At 63.8% G+C, this 19,094-nt stretch carries 21 protein-coding genes and 1 tRNA gene; 10 read left to right on the top strand and 12 right to left on the bottom strand.

Features of this window, described 5'->3' with window-relative positions; all coding sequences use genetic code 11:
• On the top strand, nucleotides 1–1,261 hold a 1,261-nt coding region (locus EOA29_RS05700; protein ID WP_245468417.1), incomplete at its 5' end, for an MFS transporter.
• A 15-nt stretch (nucleotides 1,262–1,276) separates the two neighbouring features.
• Here EOA29_RS05700 and EOA29_RS05695 read toward each other — a convergent pair.
• Nucleotides 1,277–1,936, bottom strand: a complete 660-nt coding sequence (locus EOA29_RS05695; RefSeq protein WP_126090261.1) for a response regulator transcription factor — start codon at nucleotides 1,934–1,936, stop codon at nucleotides 1,277–1,279.
• A gap of 327 nt (nucleotides 1,937–2,263) precedes the next feature.
• Complete coding sequence (locus EOA29_RS05690; RefSeq protein WP_126090262.1) at nucleotides 2,264–2,701, bottom strand: hypothetical protein; 438 nt, start codon at nucleotides 2,699–2,701, stop codon at nucleotides 2,264–2,266.
• A gap of 114 nt (nucleotides 2,702–2,815) precedes the next feature.
• Here EOA29_RS05690 and EOA29_RS05685 point away from each other — a divergent pair, with 114 nt between their 5' ends.
• Nucleotides 2,816–3,166: a DUF952 domain-containing protein gene (locus tag EOA29_RS05685; RefSeq protein WP_189350380.1), complete on the top strand. Its 351-nt coding sequence runs from the start codon at nucleotides 2,816–2,818 to the stop codon at nucleotides 3,164–3,166.
• Complete coding sequence (locus tag EOA29_RS05680; protein WP_126090264.1) at nucleotides 3,163–4,239, top strand: quinone-dependent dihydroorotate dehydrogenase; 1,077 nt, start codon at nucleotides 3,163–3,165, stop codon at nucleotides 4,237–4,239. The genes EOA29_RS05685 and EOA29_RS05680 overlap by 4 nt, the downstream gene beginning before the upstream one ends.
• Before the next feature lie 37 nt (nucleotides 4,240–4,276).
• Here the strand turns inward: EOA29_RS05680 and EOA29_RS05675 are convergent, their stop codons facing one another.
• Both EOA29_RS05675 and EOA29_RS05670 read right to left on the bottom strand, forming a co-directional pair.
• Complete coding sequence (locus EOA29_RS05675; protein ID WP_126090265.1) at nucleotides 4,277–4,801, bottom strand: STM3941 family protein; 525 nt, start codon at nucleotides 4,799–4,801, stop codon at nucleotides 4,277–4,279.
• A 75-nt stretch (nucleotides 4,802–4,876) separates the two neighbouring features.
• Nucleotides 4,877–6,214, bottom strand: coding sequence for an MATE family efflux transporter (locus tag EOA29_RS05670; protein ID WP_189350382.1), 1,338 nt, complete (start codon nucleotides 6,212–6,214; stop codon nucleotides 4,877–4,879).
• 138 nt (nucleotides 6,215–6,352) lie between these two features.
• On the opposite strand from EOA29_RS05670, the gene EOA29_RS05665 reads away from it, so the two are divergent.
• The gene (locus EOA29_RS05665) at nucleotides 6,353–7,255 is read left to right on the top strand and encodes a histone deacetylase (protein ID WP_126090266.1); all 903 of its coding nucleotides are present in this window, start codon (nucleotides 6,353–6,355) and stop codon (nucleotides 7,253–7,255) included.
• A 97-nt stretch (nucleotides 7,256–7,352) separates the two neighbouring features.
• On the opposite strand, the gene EOA29_RS05660 is transcribed toward EOA29_RS05665, so the two are convergent.
• The gene (locus tag EOA29_RS05660; protein WP_126090267.1) at nucleotides 7,353–7,616 is read right to left on the bottom strand and encodes a DUF6460 domain-containing protein; all 264 of its coding nucleotides are present in this window, start codon (nucleotides 7,614–7,616) and stop codon (nucleotides 7,353–7,355) included.
• 145 nt (nucleotides 7,617–7,761) lie between these two features.
• Here EOA29_RS05660 and EOA29_RS05655 point away from each other — a divergent pair.
• A tRNA-Gly gene (locus EOA29_RS05655) sits at nucleotides 7,762–7,835 on the top strand.
• 50 nt (nucleotides 7,836–7,885) lie between these two features.
• On the opposite strand, the gene EOA29_RS05650 is transcribed toward EOA29_RS05655, so the two are convergent.
• Nucleotides 7,886–8,386, bottom strand: coding sequence for a hypothetical protein (locus EOA29_RS05650; protein WP_126090268.1), 501 nt, complete (start codon nucleotides 8,384–8,386; stop codon nucleotides 7,886–7,888).
• 46 nt (nucleotides 8,387–8,432) lie between these two features.
• On the opposite strand from EOA29_RS05650, the gene EOA29_RS05645 reads away from it, so the two are divergent.
• Nucleotides 8,433–8,663: a hypothetical protein gene (locus EOA29_RS05645; protein ID WP_126090269.1), complete on the top strand. Its 231-nt coding sequence runs from the start codon at nucleotides 8,433–8,435 to the stop codon at nucleotides 8,661–8,663.
• A gap of 105 nt (nucleotides 8,664–8,768) precedes the next feature.
• On the opposite strand, the gene EOA29_RS05640 is transcribed toward EOA29_RS05645, so the two are convergent.
• Together EOA29_RS05640 and EOA29_RS05635 are read right to left on the bottom strand one after the other, a co-directional pair.
• Nucleotides 8,769–9,104, bottom strand: a complete 336-nt coding sequence (locus tag EOA29_RS05640; RefSeq protein WP_126090270.1) for a protamine-2 (modular protein) — start codon at nucleotides 9,102–9,104, stop codon at nucleotides 8,769–8,771.
• Nucleotides 9,105–9,207: 103 nt separating this feature from the next.
• The gene (locus tag EOA29_RS05635; RefSeq protein WP_126090271.1) at nucleotides 9,208–10,197 is read right to left on the bottom strand and encodes a LysR family transcriptional regulator; all 990 of its coding nucleotides are present in this window, start codon (nucleotides 10,195–10,197) and stop codon (nucleotides 9,208–9,210) included.
• A gap of 293 nt (nucleotides 10,198–10,490) precedes the next feature.
• Here EOA29_RS05635 and chvE point away from each other — a divergent pair, with 293 nt between their 5' ends.
• From chvE to araD1, 4 genes are all read left to right on the top strand, one after another.
• Nucleotides 10,491–11,561: a multiple monosaccharide ABC transporter substrate-binding protein gene (chvE, locus tag EOA29_RS05630; protein WP_127220415.1), complete on the top strand. Its 1,071-nt coding sequence runs from the start codon at nucleotides 10,491–10,493 to the stop codon at nucleotides 11,559–11,561.
• 187 nt (nucleotides 11,562–11,748) lie between these two features.
• Nucleotides 11,749–13,284, top strand: a complete 1,536-nt coding sequence (gene mmsA / locus EOA29_RS05625; protein WP_126090273.1) for a multiple monosaccharide ABC transporter ATP-binding protein — start codon at nucleotides 11,749–11,751, stop codon at nucleotides 13,282–13,284.
• Entirely contained in the window at nucleotides 13,281–14,573 is a 1,293-nt protein-coding gene (gene mmsB / locus EOA29_RS05620) for a multiple monosaccharide ABC transporter permease (protein WP_126090274.1), read from the top strand. The genes mmsA and mmsB overlap by 4 nt, the downstream gene beginning before the upstream one ends.
• Nucleotides 14,574–14,780: 207 nt before the next feature.
• Nucleotides 14,781–15,770 (top strand): AraD1 family protein, encoded by a 990-nt coding sequence (araD1, locus tag EOA29_RS05615; RefSeq protein ID WP_126090275.1) that lies wholly within the window; start codon nucleotides 14,781–14,783, stop codon nucleotides 15,768–15,770.
• Nucleotides 15,771–15,827: 57 nt separating this feature from the next.
• Here araD1 and EOA29_RS05610 read toward each other — a convergent pair whose 3' ends face one another.
• The 4 genes from EOA29_RS05610 to EOA29_RS05595 all read right to left on the bottom strand — a co-directional run.
• On the bottom strand, nucleotides 15,828–17,117 hold the full coding sequence (locus tag EOA29_RS05610; RefSeq protein ID WP_189478829.1) for an IS4 family transposase: 1,290 nt from the start codon (nucleotides 17,115–17,117) through the stop codon (nucleotides 15,828–15,830).
• Between the two features lie 353 nt (nucleotides 17,118–17,470).
• Nucleotides 17,471–18,400, bottom strand: coding sequence for a TauD/TfdA family dioxygenase (locus EOA29_RS05605; RefSeq protein WP_126091068.1), 930 nt, complete (start codon nucleotides 18,398–18,400; stop codon nucleotides 17,471–17,473).
• 48 nt (nucleotides 18,401–18,448) lie between these two features.
• Nucleotides 18,449–18,649, bottom strand: coding sequence for a hypothetical protein (locus tag EOA29_RS05600; protein ID WP_126091067.1), 201 nt, complete (start codon nucleotides 18,647–18,649; stop codon nucleotides 18,449–18,451).
• Between the two features lie 20 nt (nucleotides 18,650–18,669).
• Nucleotides 18,670–19,094, bottom strand: a 425-nt coding sequence (locus tag EOA29_RS05595; protein WP_127220411.1) for an ABC transporter permease subunit, incomplete at its 5' end; no start/stop codon positions are given.

Genomic DNA, 19,094 nt, shown 5'->3' with positions numbered 1-19,094 from the left:
GCCGCGCCCGGCGCTGCTCGGCCTGTTCCTCTTCTTCTGCGCCGGTTTCGCCGACGGCGCGCTGGTGCCGTTCTTTCCGCTCTGGGCCAGCAGAGAGGCCGGCATTCCAGTCGGCGCGATCGGCCTGCTGTTCGGTTGCTATGCGGGCGGAGAGCTGATTGCGGCGCCGCTCATCGGCGGGATTGCCGATCGGGTCGGCCGCCGTCCGGTGCTGATTCTCTCATCGCTCGGCGTCGGATGCGGCTTCATCGCCCTATTTTTCGTCCATGGTGTTGTCGCCACTGCCGTTGTGCTCATCCTGACCGGCATATGCGAGTCGGTGCTCCATCCGACGATTCTCACCGCGATCGCCGATGTGACCGAGCCTTCCGCGCACCCGCGCTGGTTCAGCATGGCGCGTGTGAGCTCGAGCGCCGGGCAGATCCTCGGACCGGCCTGCGGCGCCCTGCTCGCGCTCATATCGCTCAGCACCGTGTTCCTCGCCGGTGGCGGCATGCTCATCCTGGGCGGCACCGTGATGCTGATAGCGCTCGCGGAGACGATCGGCAGCGGAGCTCACGCAGCCGGCGATCAGGACGACGAGGAAGAAGAAGAGGGCCTGTCGGCGCTGCTGCCGGCCTTCCGCGACGGCCGCCTGGCGAAGCTGCTCCTCTGGGTCGTGCTGTTCGAGATTTCCGGCAACTGGATCGAGGCCGTGATCCCGCTCTATGCGCAGGATGCCGACACGCTCAGCCCGTCCGGCGTCGGCACGCTGTTTGCCTATGCGGCGGCACTGACGGTCGGCCTGCAGATGCTGGTGAGCGGCTTTGCCGAGGCGCGATCCGCGCTCTGGCTGACGGTGGGCGCGGGCCTCTCGACCATTGCCGCCTTTGTCCTGCTCGCGGCGTCGCCGGCGATGCTGTCGCTGATTGCCGCGGTGAGCCTCTGCTCGGTGGCGCAGATGCTGGTCGGGCCGCTCGTGCCGACTGCCGTCAATGCACTCGCACCCGCAGCACGGCGCGCCTCCTACATGGCGGCTTCGTCGGTGGCGGTCGACCTCAAGGACTCGCTCGGACCTTCGATCGGCACCGCGCTCTATGCGCTCGCGCCGCGGCTGCCCTGGATCGCCGGCATCCCGCTGGTGGCGATCGCGTCGCTCGGCCTCGGCGTCGCGATCGGAAGAGCGCGCAACTTTTCGGGTGCAGGTTTCGATGCGGAATCCGGCGGACCCGAGAGATCAACGACCTGGTCAACAAGCCCGGCAACGGAGGAGCAATCCTGATGCCGAAGTCCGGCCTCAGCCCACCGGCTGCAGCGGGTCGCCGCCGATCTTGGAGAGTTGGATGACCGCCTGGGTGCGGCTGTCGACGCCGAGCTTCTGCAGGATGGCGGAGACATGCGCCTTGATGGTGGCTTCGGAGACGCCGAGTTCATAGGCGATCTGCTTGTTGAGCAGGCCTTCCGCCAGCATGCCGAGCACCCGCGTCTGCTGCGGCGTCAGCGCCTGCAGCCGCTTGATCAGGTCGGAGATTTCCGGATCGCGCTCGACACCGAGCTCGACCCCGGCGGGCGCGGCGATGTCGCCGGCAAGCACAGCCTGCACCGCGTTGCGTATCTCCTCCATACTGGCCGATTTGGAGATGAAGCCGGAAGCGCCCAGATCGAGCGCGCGGCGGATTGTGACGGGATCGTCGTGCGCCGACACCACCACCAGCGGCACCGACTGATGGATGCCGCGCAGCGAGATGAGACCCGACAAGCCGCTGGCGCCCGGCATCGACAGGTCGAGCAGCACCATGTCGATGTCTTCATTGGCAAGGACGAGCGCCTTGGCGCTTTCGAAATCGCCGGCCTCATGGATGGCGGCGACGTCGCCAAGGCCGGCAAGCGCCTCCTTCAGCGCGCCGCGAAACAGCGGATGATCGTCGGCAATGACGAAAGTGTAGCCCGACGGCAAATATTCCTCCCCGGATCCCATCGCTGATTATAATGCTTTTTGCGGGATCGGAACGATTATGCGGCGGCGCGGCGCATTTTCAAGCGGCAAAGGCCGCGCGGAGATTTTTCCCCAGAGCGGTCTTTTTCACGGAAACACAGAACCGCTCTGATTTTTGCGCAATTCCGGGCGGAAAACCGCTACGCACTTTCCTGGAATTGCTCTCTTTGTCGTCGCAATTCCGGACGGAAAACCACTACGCACTTTTCCTGGAATTGCTCTCTTTGTCTTGTCGCAATTCCGGACGGAAAACCGCTACCCACTTTTCCTGGAATTGCTCAGGGCATTTCAGGTCTTTTGCGGAGCGGGTTTGGCGCCACCGTCGCCGTTCTCCTTGTCCATGTCCTTGACGATGTCCATGAAGCTGCGGAAGAAGCGCTCCATGTAGCTCATCGTCTTGTTGAAATCCTCCTCGCTGGGCAGCTTGGATTCAAGCTGGGCGGAGAGCGAATTCTCGAGCTTGGCGACGCGCTCGTCGAGCGCCTTCACCGAACCTTGCAGCCGGTCGATCTCGTCCTGGAAGGCGGCGCGCTCGTCGGCCGCCATCTTGCAGACGAGCTGGCCGGAGCGCTCCTCGCAGATCGACATGGCGCCGGTCTGGGTGTCCATGCGGACATAGCCGTTGGCCGACTTTTCCAGCCGGTAACGGTCGGTCTCCTCGGAATAGGCCGACGCCGCAACCAGCGAGCAAAGCGCCGCCGAAATCACGATATGCTGCAGACGCATGTTGTTTATCCTCCATGAGCCGTTGAGCCAAGAATATGACAGGTTTGCGCCTGAAATGGGGAAGAGTTCGGAAGTACCCTTTCCCCCATGGTTCGTTCGGACTATAGCGCGACAATGTCTCAGATTATCTACAAGATCGCTCCTGAAGCCATGTGGCGCGAAGCGGAGCGGAACGGCCGCTTCACTGGAGCGCCGATCGACATTGCCGACGGCTTCATCCATTTCTCGACCGCGGCGCAGGTGCGCGAGACCGCCGCCAAGCATTTCGCCGGCCAGGCGGATCTGCTTTTGATCGCGATCGACGAAGCAAAGCTGGGCACGGCCTTGAAATACGAGGTGTCGCGCGGAGGCGCGCTGTTCCCGCACCTTTACGCTCCGCTCGACCTCGATGCCGTTCTCTGGGTTAAGCCGCTGCCGCTCGGCGCGGATGGCTCGCATCAATTTTCAGCGCTGGAGGGCGAATGAGCCTGCTCGACCGGATCGGCCAGAAACTGCTTTTCTCATTCGATCCGGAAACCGCGCATGGCATGTCGATTGCGGTACTGAGATGCGGCCTGCCGGTTGCCTCACCTCCCATGCGAGACGCGCGGCTCATGGTCAGCCTTTGCGGGCTCGATTTCCCGAACCCGCTCGGCATGGCGGCCGGCTACGACAAGAATGCCGAGGTGCCGGACGCGCTGCTCAAGCTCGGCTTCGGCTTCGCCGAGGTCGGCACGATCACGCCGCTGCCGCAGCGAGGCAACCCGAAGCCACGCATCTTCCGGCTGACCGCGGACGAAGCGGTGATCAACCGGCTGGGCTTCAACAATGAAGGCCACGCTGCCGCCGAAAAGCGCCTTGCGGCGCGCAAGGGGCGCGAGGGTATCGTCGGCGTCAACATCGGCGCGAACAAAGACAGCGCCGACCGCATCGGCGACTATGAGCGCGGGGTGGCCCGCTTCGCGCCCTACGCCAGCTACCTCACCGTCAATATCTCCTCGCCCAACACGCCGGGCCTGCGCAACATGCAGGCGCGCGAGCAGCTCGGCGAGCTCCTGTCGCGAGTGATGGCGGCACGGGCGAAAGCGGCGGCGCACCCGCCCATCTTCCTCAAGATCGCGCCGGACCTCGCCGAGGCGGAGCTGGAGGACGTCGCCGCCGAGGTCATCGAGAAAGAGATCGACGGGGTCATCGTCTCCAACACGACGCTCTCGCGGGCTGGATTGCGCAGCGCAAGTCTTGCAGGCGAAACCGGGGGGCTGTCGGGCAAACCGCTGTTCGAGCGCTCGACCGCGGTGCTCGCCCGGATGCGCAAGCTGCTCGGCCCGGAGATGGCCATCATAGGCGTCGGCGGCGTCGACTCGGCCGAAACCGCACTGGAGAAGACCCGCGCCGGCGCCGACCTGGTCCAGCTCTACACCGGCATGATCTATGCCGGCCCGGCGCTGCCTGGCCGCATCGTTGCCGGCATGGCGCGGTTTGTGGAAAGGGAAAGACTGACTTCGCTGCGTGAGCTACGCGACAGCAGAGTTGACGCCTGGGCCGCTAGATCACTTTAGGAAGCCGCTCCGAGCGGCATCTCCAAAGCGAACTCACTCAGCTGGTCGAGGACTGACTCAGCTCACCATGCAACGCCTGCAGCCGGTAGGAATTCAGGGTCTCGACCATCTTTTCCGTTGATAGACGCCAGCCCCGGGGGAGACCACCCTCAATTCTGGGTCTCCCATCAGATCGGGGCTTGGCGCTAGGTTCGAAGCGAAACCCGACCGCCTTAGATCGTCTCTGCCTGCGGATATGGAAACCCTGAACATCCTGCCAGGCAATTTTGAATGGCGTCCGAATAAGACCGCCGCCAACCGTGAACCCGCCGCCATCCAAGATTAAAAAGTGCGGCCGGATGATCAACCAGGCGAAAATCAGTGAGCACAGCCCAAAGAAGGATATGCCAAGCGAACCCGCCACAATCATTTTGAGCGCCGCGAATATTGGTTTATTCATATAATCCCGGATCAAATAAGCTCCTAGCCAAACAAAGGCTGCGCTTGGGACGAGGCATAAAAATCCTTTCGTGCGTGACCCTTTTATGATCATAGGCTCTACTTGCTGAAGCTCCCCGCTCATTGTTTCCCCCTATATGCTAGACACCCGCAACTCTAGCAATATAGAACAATCTAGCTCCCCTTTCTACAGAAACGGCTAAAATGCCGTGCGCACCCTGAGCCGCAGCACCGCGAGCAGGCTCAACCCACGCACCAGCAGGAAGACATGCAGTGCCGCCCACAGGCCGCTGTTGCCGAAGGCCGGCGCCAGCGTGATGAGCGCGGCGCTGAAGGCGAGGAACGACACGAGCATCATGTTGCGCATGTCGCGCGACCAGGTGGCGCCGATGAAGACGCCGTCCATCTGGAACGCCAGCACGCCGCTCAGCGCCGTGAAGGCGGCCCAGGGCAGATAGGTGTCGGCGACCGCGCGGACCTCCGGCGCCGTGGTCACCAGCGCCACCAGGCTGGCACCGGCGGTCAGCAGAACAAGGCTGGCGGCGCCAGCGAGACCGAAACCCCAGATCAAGGTCAGCCGCACGGCCTGACGGAAGGGCGTCGCCGCATGCGCGCCGATGGCGCGGCCGGCAAGCTGCTCCGCGGCGGTGGCAAAACCGTCGAGGAAATAGCCGGCGACGAGGAAGAAGTTCATCAGCACGGCGTTGGCGGCGAGCGTCACCGTGCCGAACTGCGCGCCCTGCCTGGTGAACAACGCGAAGGCGGCGAGCAGCGAGAAGGAGCGGATCATGATGTCGCGGTTGAGCGACAGCATGCGCCTGTAGGCCGGCAGGTCGAGGATGCGCCGGCGCGACGGCCGCTCCAGCTTGCGGAACCGCGCAAGCACGATGGCAAGGCCGAGCAGCATCGCCAGGAACTCGCCGGTGACGGTCGCCCAGGCAACACCGGCGACGCCCCAGCCGAGCTCCAGGCCGAGCAGGAAACAAAGCAGGATGTTGATGCCGTTGAGCACCGCCTGCAGCATCAACCCCAGCCCGCCTTCGCCGCGCCCCAGCACGTAGCCCAGTATGGCGTAGTTGACGAGCGAGAAGGGCGCGGCGAGCAGCCTGATGCGGATATAGACCGACATCGCGGCACTGACGCGCGGCTCGGCGCCCATGAACCACTGGCCGGCCACGGCAAAGAGCGGCGCAAGTGCCGCAAGCACGACGCCGGCGACGACCGCGATCAGCACGGCCCGCCAGAGCACCGCCTGCTCCTCCAACGGATCGCCGCGCCCGAAGGCCTGTGCAACAAGGCCGGTGGTGCCGGAGCGCAGGAAGTTGAAGGTGGTGAACACGACGTCGAAGACCAGCGCTCCCGCCGCCAAGCCGCCGAGAAGGGCCGCGTCGCCGAACTGCCCGACCACCGCGGTATCGACGATGCCGAGCAGTGGCGTCGTCAGATAGGCGAGCGTCATCGGCCCGGCAATCGCCAGCACCGATCGGTTGGTGACGATGAAGGATCTGGCGTTGATCTGGGTCGCGCCCTTGTCCAAGGACTGCTGCCTCGCTCGTTGCGGCTTGATCGCACGGCCGATGTGCCCCAGTTTGCGGCTGCCGTGCAATCGCCATCCAGCGGCGGTCAACCGAATTCCCGGACTGGCGCAGGAAGACTGGCGCAGGCCGCCCTCATCATGCCCTTGCAGATCGTCCACCATCCCGACTACGACGCCGGCTTTGCCGTCAACCACCGGTTTCCGATGAGCAAATATCCGCTGCTCATGGAAGCTTTGCGGAACTGTGGGCTGGCCGTGCAGGACGCGCTTTCGACGCCGGAGCCGGCGCCGCCGGCATGGCTGAAGCTGGCGCATGCTGAAGACTATGTCGACCAGGTGCTGGCTTGCGAAGTGCCGGAAAAGATCGAGCGCGAGATCGGTTTTCCGGTCGGGCAGCGCGTTTCGCTCAGGGCACAGCTTGCCACCGCCGGCACGGTGCTGGCCGCAAGGCTGGCGCTGAGACACGGCATAGCCTGCAACGCCGCCGGCGGCAGCCATCACGCCCGGCGCATGCAAGGCGCCGGCTTCTGCACTTTCAACGACGTAGCCGTCGCGTCGCTGGCGCTGCTTGCGGAGCGCGCCGTCGAAAACATCCTGATCGTCGATCTCGACGTGCACCAGGGCGACGGCACGGCGGACATCCTGAAGGATGAACCCCGCGCCTTCACCTTTTCCATGCATGGCGAGCGCAACTATCCGCTGCGCAAGATCGCCTCCGACCTCGATGTCGCCTTGCCCGACGGCACCGGCGATGCCGCCTATCTCGATCGGCTCGGCGCCATCCTGCCGGAACTATCGGAAGCAAGGCGCTGGGATATCGTCTTCTACAATGCCGGCGTGGATGTCCATGCCGAGGACAGGCTTGGCCGGCTGGCGCTCTCCGACCAAGGCCTGCGTGCCCGGGACGAGATGGTGATCGCCCATTTCAAGGCCCGCGGCATTCCGCTGTGCGGGGTCATCGGCGGCGGCTATTCGACCGATGTGCCGGCCCTTGCCGCGCGTCACGCCATCCTGTTCGAGGCCGCGGCCCGCTACGCCTGAGTATCAATTGGAGCATGATCTTTTCCGGGCCGGGGTCAGCGAAACAAAAACCGGCAACCACTTTTCGCTTCGCGGTCCTTCGGTTCGGGATCACGCTTTATTTTCGATAGCTGGCGATCCTGAGCAGGATGAAGACCGGCACGACGATCGCGGCACCGAGCAGGATATAGCCCAGGAAGCGGTCGATGGCGTGGAAGCCGAGATTCCACAAATCGATGAAGAACTGGCGGATGCCGTAGAAGACGTCCATCGGCGACCAGCCGAAGGCGTGCATGACGAGGCCGACGAGGAAGGAAACCACCAGCAGCTTCACGAGCACCCTGAGTAGCGTATCGCCGAGGAAGCGTGTCAGTGCGGACAAGGCCGTTCTCCGGGTTCAAGCTGCCCCGATTCGGCAGCGCGACTTCAGAAATACGCACTCGGTCGTGCGGCATCAAGCAGAGCGGCCGCGGATGCAGCTTTGCCGATTGCTTGAGGCCCCGCCGTCATGGTAACGAGGCTGCTGCGCGGGTATGATGTAATGGTAGCTTGTCAGCTTCCCAAGCTGAACGCGCGGGTTCGATTCCCGCTACCCGCTCCATGCCACACAACAATGCCGGCGCACCCGCCGCGATCAGAGCAGAGTGTCCTTCAGCGGCTGGAGGCGAACGCGATTGTCGTGGCTTGTGCCAGAGTCCCGCATGGGGGGAGATGCTTTGCGGCCTCGTCGGCTTCCATCCGCACGATGGTGCGCGACAGGCCGCCGTGCTCTCCGATCCACTGCCGCACCCAGTCGGGATATTGCGAGATCAGGTAATCGGCGGCGACTGCGTTCTGCTCAGCGCCTACGCCATAGGGCAGGTGGAAACCGAAGGAGGCGCGCGGGGTGACGCAGAGCCGGTCGGCAGGCAGGGACAAATAGAGCGTGCAGGCGCTGTCGCACGCGCCGTCGAAGGCCACCGGCTCGTCGGCGGCTCGCAGTTTGGCAACGTGCAAGGCGAAAACTATGATCTGGCCGCCGGGACTGCCGCGCACCGTCTCCGCATCCGCGGGCAGCGTTGTCAGCAAAGCGGCGAATAAAGCTATCGCCCTGGCTATCAATCTCCACCCAATCCGCTGAGGATCGGCGTACATCTTGTTGGCCTCGCTCATCCAGCGAGACCAAGGCTAACATCGAGATGGTTAACAACAGGCAGCTTTGAAAACATCGAACTTCCAGGTCCGCCCACTGCCCGCTCTCTCTCAACAGCAGGGTTTCTGGAAAATCAAGGCGCTTTTCGACCGCATTCCGAAAGGAGCCATCACGTTCATCGAAAGCGTGAAACAAGCGCATGTCGCCGCAAGCATGACGGACTGGGCTGCCGCAGGAGAACAATCGCGCGATTATGGTGAAACGGAAGCCGGCCACCTTGCGATGGCCGGCTGTTGAGTTGGTGAGACAATTCCAGGAAACAGCGATTTCCCGTCCGGAATTGCCTGGAACTGCTTGGAGCGGATCAGCGCCTCTTTCAAAAGGCTGAACCGCTATGGCCCCCTAGAGCCAGATGCCGATCCAGACGCGTTCACGCCAGCAGCGGCGACGCCAATAGCCATGGCGCCAATAGCGGCGGCAAACCCGTCTCCACACGCGCCGCCGCCTGCGGCGACGACGGCCGTAATACCCATGATGCCAATAACGATGGTAAACCTGCTCCAGTTCGGCTTTATCCTCCCCGTCCTCGAAGACGGTTGGATCCGGCTTGTCGAGCTCATCTAGGATTCCGTTGCCGCCCGGAATACCGGCGACTGCCTTGCTTGGTCCGGCGAGGCTTGCAAGTGCTGCTGCCCCCGCAACGCCAAGCATTCCAGTCAGAAACAACCGACGTTCCATCAAAACCTCCCGAGCTGTTGAGCATCGACAACTCACCCCTCACCCGGAACAGGCTCCAGCGCGCTGCCGATCGGTTTGAACGCGCAGGTAGCATTCTCGTTCCCTATCCCACTTCGCGCAGGATGAAGTCGTGCAGCATCTTGGCCGCCGGCGAGAGCACGCGGTTCTTGACCGTTATCAGGCTGTAGGGCCTGACTTCGATGTCGAACTCGGTCTGGACGACGTCGATTGCGCCGGCCAGTCCGTCGGCGCTCTGGATGAACTTGGCCACCTGGACCGAAACCGGGGCGATGGCATCGGACTGCGCCACCATCACCAGCGTCAAGAGCAGCGAGGAGGTGTTGAGGATGCGGTCGGGAAGCGGGATGTTGCGGTTCAGGAAATTGCTTTCCATCGCCTGGCGCAGCGGCGAGCCGCCGGACTGGAACACCCAGTCATAGGCGGCCGTCTCCTCGAGACCGACCATCTTGCCGCTGGCAAGCGGATGGCCCCTGCGCACGATCAGGCAGGCCTTCTCGATGCCGATGACGCGCGATTCGAACAGCCGCGGATTGAGGTCGTCTGGAATGCGGGCGATGATGAAGTCGTGGCGGGAGGCGATCAACTCGCGGGCGAGCACGTTCGACGTCTCGACCTGCATGGTGATCTCGATGCGCGGGTAGAGGCGACGAATCTCGCGAATCGCCGGCACGGCCAGTTCGATTGCCGGCGCGGTCACGGCGCCGAGGAACACCGAGCCGCCCTTGCCGGCCTTGAGCTCCAAAATCTCGCGGTCCGCTTCGCGCATCTCGAGCAGGATCGAGCGGGCGCGCCGGGCGAGCGCTTGGCCGTAAGGGGTCAGCGTCACGCCGCGCGGCAGCCGCTCGCACAACTTGACCGCGAGCACCGCCTCCATCTCGGCGATCATGCGCGAGGCGGCCGGCTGGGAGATGTTCATGACCTGGGCGGCGGCGCTCACCCGTCCGTGATCGTCAAGGGCGGCGATCATGCGCATATGGCGCAGGCTCAGGCCGCTGCGCAGGAGCGGCTCACCGTCTCCCGGGATCTTCTCGTAAGTTACTGAAATCGCATCAGGATCGCGTAACGCTGCCATGGATCTTCCAGCCTTTTCGCCAGCTTCCTGCCGCATGCTAAACCATACCGGTTTCGGTATAGCAACCACCAAAGATCGCATTTGACAGTTATGTCAAAGGAACCCACCCTTCGCGCGTTCCGAGGCGCAACGGTCGGCAACGAGCAAAATCGTATCGATTGAAACTGCGTCGCGGGGCCGATTGGGAGGATACCGGAGATCGATAAAGCCGACAGAGGCGCGACCGCGCTCCTGCTCGGCTGCGCGGCCCGCGAAGCCCCGAGGTGTCGCGTCCATCAACCAGGGAGAGTAATGTGAAGATCATCAAGACACTGGCCGCCGTCGCGGCCCTTGGCGTCGCTGCCATGACCTATTCGGCACACGCCGCCGACAAGGGTCTCGTCGGCGTGCTGATGCCGACCAAGACCTCGCAGCGCTGGATCAACGACGGCGACGCCGTCAAGTCCCAGCTCGAAGCGCTCGGCTACACGGTCGACCTGCAGTATGCGCAGGACGACATTCCGAACCAGCTCAGCCAGCTGGAAAATGAAATCACCAAGGGCCCGAAGGCGCTGATCATCGCCTCGATCGACGGCACCACCATGGCCGATGCGCTGCAGAAGGCCAATGATGCCGGCGTGGTTACCGTCGCCTATGACCGCCTGATCAAGAAGACCCCGAACGTCGACTACTACACCACCTTCGACAATTTCGGCGTCGGCGTGATCCAGGCGAATTCCCTGGTCAAGGGCCTCAAGGAGCGCTTCCCGAACACCAAGCCATGGAACGTCGAACTGTTCGGCGGCTCGCCCGACGACAACAACGCCTTCTTCTTCTACAACGGCGCGATGTCCGTCCTGCAGCCGCTGATCGACGACGGCTCGATCAAGATCAAGTCCGGCCAGATGGGCATGGACAAGGTCGGCACGCTGCGCTGGCTCGCCGCCACCGCGCAGGCCCGCATGGACAACCTGCTCTCGGCCAAGTACTCGGACGGCAGCCGCGTCGATGGCGTTCTGTCGCCCTATGACGGCCTGTCGCGCGGCATCACGGCCTCGCTGCGCGCCGTCGGTTACGGCACGGACGCACAGCCCTGGCCGATCGTGACCGGCCAGGACGCAGAGACCGCCTCGGTCAAGCTGATCATCTCGGGCGAGCAGTATTCGACGGTGTTCAAGGACACCCGCGAGCTGGCCAAGGCCACCGTGCAGCTGGTCGACAAGGTGCTCTCCGGCGGCAAGCCCGACGGCCTCGACGACAAGACCTACAACAACGACGTCAAGGTCGTTCCCTCGATCCTGTTGACGCCGCATGACGTCGACAAGTCGAACTACCAGGCGCAGGTCGTCGACTCCGGCTACATCAAGGCCGACGAGCTGAAGTAATCCGGCTTGGAAAACGAGGGGTCCTGCGCGACGCAGGGCCCCTTTTCGTTCAGAAGCGACCCCGGTATTGTTTTTGCCGGCTTCTGCAGTGCCATGCGCCGTCGCGGCGCGGACAAGGCTGCAGTATGTTGATTTCGCGCATGATGCTTTCCAAAGGGAAGGCATGCGCCAGGGAGTGGAATTCCTGATGGCCTCGACGATTTTGGAGATGCGCGACATCACCAAGACGTTCCCCGGCGTGAAGGCGCTGTCGAACGTCACCCTCAGCGTCGAAGAAGGAGAAATCCACGCCATCGTCGGCGAGAACGGCGCCGGCAAATCAACGCTGATGAAGGTGCTGTCGGGCGTCTATCCGTCCGGAACCTATGAGGGCGAAATCATTTTCCGCGGCCAGGAATGCCACTTCAAGGGCATCCATGACAGCGAGCATATCGGCATCGTCATCATCCACCAGGAGCTTGCCCTGGTGCCGATGCTGTCGATCGCGGAAAACATCTTCCTCGGCAACGAACACGCCACCTACGGCGTCATCGACTGGAACGCCAACGAGAAGCGAACCGGCGCCCTGCTCAAAAAGGTGGGCCTCAAGGAAGATCCCAAGACCCTGATCACCAATATCGGCGTCGGCAAGCAGCAGCTGGTCGAGATCGCCAAGGCGCTGAGCAAGGAAGTGAAGCTCCTGATCCTCGACGAGCCGACCGCCTCGCTCAGCGAGAAGGACAGCCAGGCGCTGCTCGACCTCCTGCTCGAGTTCAAGCGGCAGGGCATGACCTCGATCCTGATCTCCCACAAGCTCAACGAGGTGAACCGCGTCGCCGACAAGGTCACGGTGATCCGCGACGGGCGCACCATCGAGACCCTGCCCAGGAACGACATCAGCGAAGACCGCATCATCACCTCGATGGTCGGTCGGTCGCTCGACGACCGCTACCCGCCGCGCGAGCCGAACATCGGTGAGGTGGTCTTCGAGGTCAAGGACTGGTCGGTCTTCCACCCGATCCATGCCGAGCGGCAGGTGATCAAGAACGTCAACCTCAATGTGCGCAAGGGCGAGGTGGTCGGCATCGCCGGATTGATGGGCGCCGGCCGAACCGAATTCGCGATGAGCCTGTTCGGGCGCTCCTACGGCCGGCATATCACCGGCGAGGTCCTGCACCGAGGCAAGCCCGTCGATCTTTCGACGGTGAGCAAGGCGGTGGCAAATGGCATCGCCTATGTCACCGAGGACCGCAAGACCTACGGCCTCAACCTCATCGATCATATCAAGCACAATGTGACGCTCGCCAACCTTGGCGGCGTTTCGAGCCGCGGCGTCATCGACGACATGCGCGAAATGAGCGTGGCCAACGACTATCGCAAGAAGACCAACATCCGCGCCTCCAGCGTCTACCAACTGACCGGCAATCTCTCGGGCGGCAACCAGCAGAAGGTGGTGCTGTCGAAATGGCTGTTCGCCGACCCGGAGCTGCTGATCCTCGACGAGCCGACGCGCGGCATCGACGTCGGCGCCAAGTACGAAATCTATACGATCATCGCCCGCCTCGCCGCCGAGGGCAAAGCGATCATCGTCATCTCGTCGGAAATGCCGGAATTGCTCGGCATCACCGACCGCATCTATGTCATGAACGAAGGGCGCATCGTCGGCGAAATGGCGGCAAGTGACGCCAGCCAGGAAAAGATCATGCGAGCCATCGTTCGCGGAGAAGGAAAAAAAGCATCATGAGCACAGAAAGCGCTCCCGCACCGCAGACCGGCGCTGCCGAAGACGTCAAGCAGGGTCCGCGCGTCGCCGTCTCGGCGCTGACGACGAACCTGCGCGAATACGGCCTGATCATCGCGCTGATCGTCATCATGCTGTTCTTCCAGTACACGACCTCGGGAACGCTGTTCAAACCGGTCAACCTCAGCAACCTGGTGCAGCAGAACTCGTTCATCATCGTGATGGCGCTGGGGATGCTTTTGGTCATCGTTTCCGGCCATATCGACCTCAGCGTCGGGTCGGTGGCGGGCTTCATCGGCGCGCTGGCGGCGATGATGATGGTCATCTGGCCGCTCGGAATATTCAGCAACCCGCTCGTGGTCTCGATCGTGTGCCTGATCGTGGGCGCCCTCATAGGCGCGGCGCAAGGCTATTGGATCGCCTATCACCGGATACCGAGCTTCATCGTGACGCTGGCGGGCATGCTGATCTTCCGCGGCATCTGCCAGGCGCTGCTGGGCGGCGGCTCGTCGGTCGGACCGCTTCCGGACGGCTTCAAAGCGCTGAGCTCGGGCTTCATTCCGGACGTGATCGGGCCGCTGACGCTGATCCCGCCGACGGTGAATGCCGCCGGCAAGACCATCGTCGGCAGCGGGCTTACGCTGCACATGACGACGATCGTGCTCGGCCTCATCGCCGTTCTGGCCTATGCCTATTTCGGGCTGAGGGCCCGCCGCAAGCGTGAGCGTCATGGCTACGAGGCCGAGCCCTTCCCGCTGTTCGTCATCAAGACGCTGGTCGGCAGCGCATTGGCGCTGTTCCTGGTCGTCCAGTTCGCCAGCTACAGGGGCCTGCCGGTGGTGCTGCTGGTGATGGGCGTGCTCATCTCGCTGTTCGTCTTCGTCACCAAGCGCATGACCATCGGCCGCCGCATCTATGCGATGGGCGGCAATGCCAAGGCGGCACAACTTTCGGGCATCAACACCGAAAGGCTGACGCTGCTGGTCTTCATCAACATGGGCGTGCTGTCGGCGCTCGGCGGCCTGATCATCGCGGCGCGCCTCGGCCAGGCCGTGCCGGCCGCCGGCCTCGGCAGCGAGCTCGACGTGATCGCGGCCGTCTTCATCGGCGGCGCCTCGGCGATGGGCGGCGTCGGGCAGGTGATCGGCGCCGTGGTCGGCGGCTTCATCATGGGCGTGATGAACAACGGCATGTCGATCATGGGCGTCAATGTCGACTGGCAGCAGGTGGTCAAGGGCCTGGTGCTGCTCGGCGCCGTCATCTTCGACGTCTACAACAAGAACAAGGCTTAAGGCCGGGAGCGAGGATTTAGGAGGCATACGGGTTCTAGATCGCGGAGCTGCCGGCAACCCGTCGGCGTCAGAAGTCCTCTGAAGGACCACACTCGCGAGCGCAATCCGGACGAAGAGTTTCAACCGTGGCACGGATCGGTTCCGGGCCGCGCCGGTCAGGGTTTGCCCATCGGCAGCCGGGCCAAGACAAAAGAGAGAGGGCTCATCATGCTGATTTCCCAGATCCTCGACGACGCCGAGACGATCCGCGTCGTTGCCCGCAGCGGCGGCAAGACCCGGGTCATCAACGGCGCGCGCAGCGTCTATTCGCTGGCGATGGAGGCGGCGCGCACCGGCACCGGCCTCGTAGCGCTGATCGAGCGCAAGGGCTACGGCGAGACGGTCGACCTCGACGCCGCCTACAAGAAGGGACGCCTGGTATCGCCGATCAACCATCCCGATCCCGCGCATCTCCACCTTACCGGGACCGGACTGACGCATCTCGGTTCCGCCGCGACGCGCGATTCCATGCACAAGAAGCTCAGCGACGGCGAAGAGCAGCTTACCGATTCCATGAAGATGTTCCGCATGGGGCTGGAAGGCGGCAAGCCGCCAAAGGGCGAGATCGGCGTGCAGCCGGAATGGTTCTACAAGGGCAACGGCACCATGGCGATTGCGCCCGGCGCCGCGCTGATGTCGCCCTCCTTCGCGCAAGACGCCGGCGAGGAGCCCGAGATCGCCGGCATCTATGTCATCGGCGACGACGGCGCGCCGTTCCGCGTCGGCTTCACGCTATCGAACGAGTTTTCCGACCACGTGACCGAGCGGGTGAACTATCTGTTCCTCGCCCATTCCAAGCTGCGCAATGCCTCGTTCGGACCGGAAATCCTGATCGGCGACCTGCCGGCCGACATCCGGGGCGCATCGCGCATCTGGCGCGGCGGCAAGCTGCTTTGGGAAAAGCCGTTCCTGTCGGGCGAGGCGAACATGTCGCACACCATCGCCAATCTCGAGCACCATCATTTCAAGTACTCGGCCTTCCGCCAGCCCGGCGACGTGCATGTGCACATGTTCGGCACCGCGACGCTGTCCTTCGCCGACGGCATCAGGACAGAGGCCGGCGACGTGTTCGAGATCGAGGCCAAGGATTTCGGCCTGCCGCTGCGCAACCCGCTCGAGATCGAAAAGCCGGTGAAGGTGTCGGTGAAGGCGTTGTGAGGGGCGGCTTTCCCTTCTCCCCTTGTGGGCTAGCGTGCGCACACATTTGCTTCGGGCTCATTTTTGCGAGGCCAGAACGAAGCCGTCTGTGATGGCGTTGAAGCGTCTGAGGCCGTGGGTGAAGGTGATGGGCCCTGGCGGGCGTTCCTTTTCGTAGCCGTTCCAGCCTCCGAGCCTGGCGATACACCAGGCGGCCCAGGCGAGCGTGTGCGTGGGGTGCGGGTTCTTCTGCTTTTGGGTCTTGCCTTCAAGCTTGGCGATGAGCACTTCCAGGACGGTGATCTCGGTGGGATCGAAGAGGTGTGCGGCCTGGAAGCGCTGGCCCGGCGAACCACGCCCGTGTACGAGTTGCATGACCTTGGTGGCGACGACCAGAGCGGTGGCGGCCAGACGTTCGAGTGCATCGCCGTCGGCGATGAGACTTTCCTCCAGATCGATGGCCTGCGACTTCACGGTCCGAAACAGCTGTTCGACGCTCCAACGCGAGCGATACAGGTCGACGATGCGGCAGGCATCGGCGAGCGTTTCGACGCTGTGGGTGGTCAACAGCCGCCAGATCACTGCGTCCTTGGCCGAAGGTGGATCGATCTCACGCACTTCCACCATGTTGAGCGTGAGTTCGCGCGGATCGCGGCTGTCGGCGCCAAGGCGGGGCTGGCGCAAGCTCACCGCGGTGAAGCGAACGGCCAGTTCGACGGTGCGGGCCGGCCGGCCGGGTCGGGCCTGCAGTTCGAAGGCAATGCGGCCGGCTTCCGGCGTCTTGGCGATCGCGCCGAACAGGCGCTCGCCCCGCGTGCCCAAGGCCCGATCCCGTACAGCGCGGATGAGCACATGGGTGCGCTCGTCGGGCAGCCTTGCAAACACTTCGTAGATGTCGGCCTCGCGGTCGCCGATCACCGTCATCTGCGGCGCGTCGGTCAGCGCCTGGCATGCCGCCTTGGCGGTGCCGATCCACTTGTGGCTTTCCTTGGCTTCGATCGGCAGCGCCTGGTAGTCATCCGCCTTCTCTGCCTCGCGCCGCCAGATCGTGGCGCCTGCAAGGCCAAGGACCGAGCCGTCCACGGCATCCACGGCCAACGCCGGATGCACGAACAGCCCGATATCCGTGCCATTGCCGACACGACCGAGGCCGCGCTTGCGCGAAGCCTTGGCTTCATAGTTGATCTCGCTGCTGTCCTCGATGATCAGCACGTGGCGGCCGGCGGCCAGTTCGGCGGTTCGCGCCGCCGCCGTGCGGATGCTCTCTTGCGTGCTCACGTGGCGATTGCGAAACAGGCGTGTGAATGCGACCTTCTCGGCGCGCGTGTCGGCCAGCCGGCGCATGCCCGTGCTGACACGCGCAAACATGCGCTCCAGAACCATGCTCCCCTTTTTTGCAGGCGCAGGTCGCCGAAGTAGCCAAGCAACGAAGCCATCGTCGAAACCTCCAGAATCAACAATGGCGGCTACAGAATCACATACAATTCAACCGCTTCAAGCCATTTTCCGACGGCGCCTCTTCACGCTTGACCACAGCACGAAGCAAATGTGTGCGCACGCTAGCCCCTTGTGGGAGAAGGTGTCGCCGAAGGCGACGGATGAGGGGTGTTCCAGGGAAAGCCGACGTCTCACTCCGCTGGAGCACCCCTCATCCGTCTCGGCGCTACGCGCCGATCCACCTTCCCCCACAAGGGGGGAAGGGGGTGTTGCTCCGCCTGCCTTCAAGCGGCCTTCGCCGTCGGTTTGGCCGACTTGACGTGGGTCACGCTGCGGCGTCCGTCGACGCTGATCGGCACATCGCCGTCGACGGTGGCGCGGCGCACGATCCGGTGCTGGTCGCCATAGTCGTTCACCGCATAATGCTGGGTGGCTCGATTGTCCCAGATCGCGACGTCGCCGGCCTGCCAGTGCCACCGCACGGTATTTTCGGGCGTGGTCACATAGGTCTGGAACAGCTCGTAGAGTTTTGCGGAGTCGCTCTTCGACAGGCCGACGAAGCGCTGGACGAAGTTGCCCAACAGCAGCGAGCGCTCGCCGGTTTCCGGATGCACGCGCACGACCGGGTGTTCGGTTTCGTAGACGGTCGAGGTGAAGACCTCTTCGAAGTGCTTCCTTTCCTCGGCGGTGGCGCGGGGACGCACGGCGGCGTAGTCGTAGGCATTGCTGTGAATGGCCCAGAGGTTGTCCGCCAACAGTTTCAGCGGCGCCGGCAGGCTTTCATACGCGGCGTGCGTGTTGGACCAGATGGTGTCACCACCGGCCGCGGGAATGACGACGCCGCGAAGCACGGAGAATTTTGGATAGGCATCCACGAATGTGACGTCCGTGTGCCATTGGTCGGCGCGGCCGCCGCCGCGGCTCGAATCCAGGTTGAGAATCGAAGCGGTACCCGCCACCGGTCCCTGCGTGGGGTGAGGAACGAGATCGCCGAGCCGCCGCGCGAACAGTTCATGCTCCGAATCGTCGAGATGCTCCTGGCCGCGGAAGAAGACGACCTTGTGCTGCAAAAGAAGCTGGTTGATCGACGCGATGGTGGCATCCGGCAGGCTTCCGCCGAGGCGGATGCCCCTGATTTCCGCTCCCACGCGCGCGGTCAGCGGAACGACATCGGACGCGGGAATGATCTGGTCGACAAGGACTGGGTTGCTCATGGGACTCTCCTTGGTTGCTCTTGGGGAAAGGTCGGGCCGCGGGATCAATCACTGGGACCAGTACTGCCAGGCCCAATAGAAGCTTTCGTCACGCGGCGGCAGGCGATCGCGTTCGCCGGCAAGCAGCACCGGCGTCGGCGATTTCGGTTCGTCCTCCGGTCGCCTGTCTTCCAACTGCTTGTCGCTCGGCGGCAGGCGCAACAGCCAGGTGCCGAGATGGGCGAAAAGCACCGCGGTGGAATGGGTCATCGTCATTCTCCTCGTTCCGGTCATTCCCGCCCCGCCCAGGGCACCAGCGCGCGCTCGATCCTGCGGATGACGAACTCCAGCGCGAAGGCGATCGTCGCGATCACCAGGATGCCCATCACCACCACGTCGGTGACCAGGAACTGCGCCGCCGACTGGATCATGAAGCCCAGCCCGCGCGTCGCCGCCACCAGCTCGGCCGCCACCAGCGTCGACCAGCCGGCGCCGAGCGCGATGCGCAGGCCGGTGAGGATCGAGGGCAGCGCGCTGGGCAGCACGACATGGCGGATAACCTGTCCGCGCGTCGCGCCCAGCGAACGCGCCGCGTCGATGCGCTCGCGCGAGACGCCGCGCACGCCGGCGGCGGTCGACAGCGCCACCGGCGCCAGCATGGCGATGGCGATGACCAGGATCTTCGACGGCTCGCCGATGCCGAACCAGATGACGA

It is taken from the genome of Mesorhizobium sp. M1E.F.Ca.ET.063.01.1.1, assembly GCF_003998155.1.
Lineage (GTDB): Bacteria > Pseudomonadota > Alphaproteobacteria > Rhizobiales > Rhizobiaceae > Mesorhizobium.
This window is presented reverse-complemented; position numbering and strand designations above follow the sequence as displayed.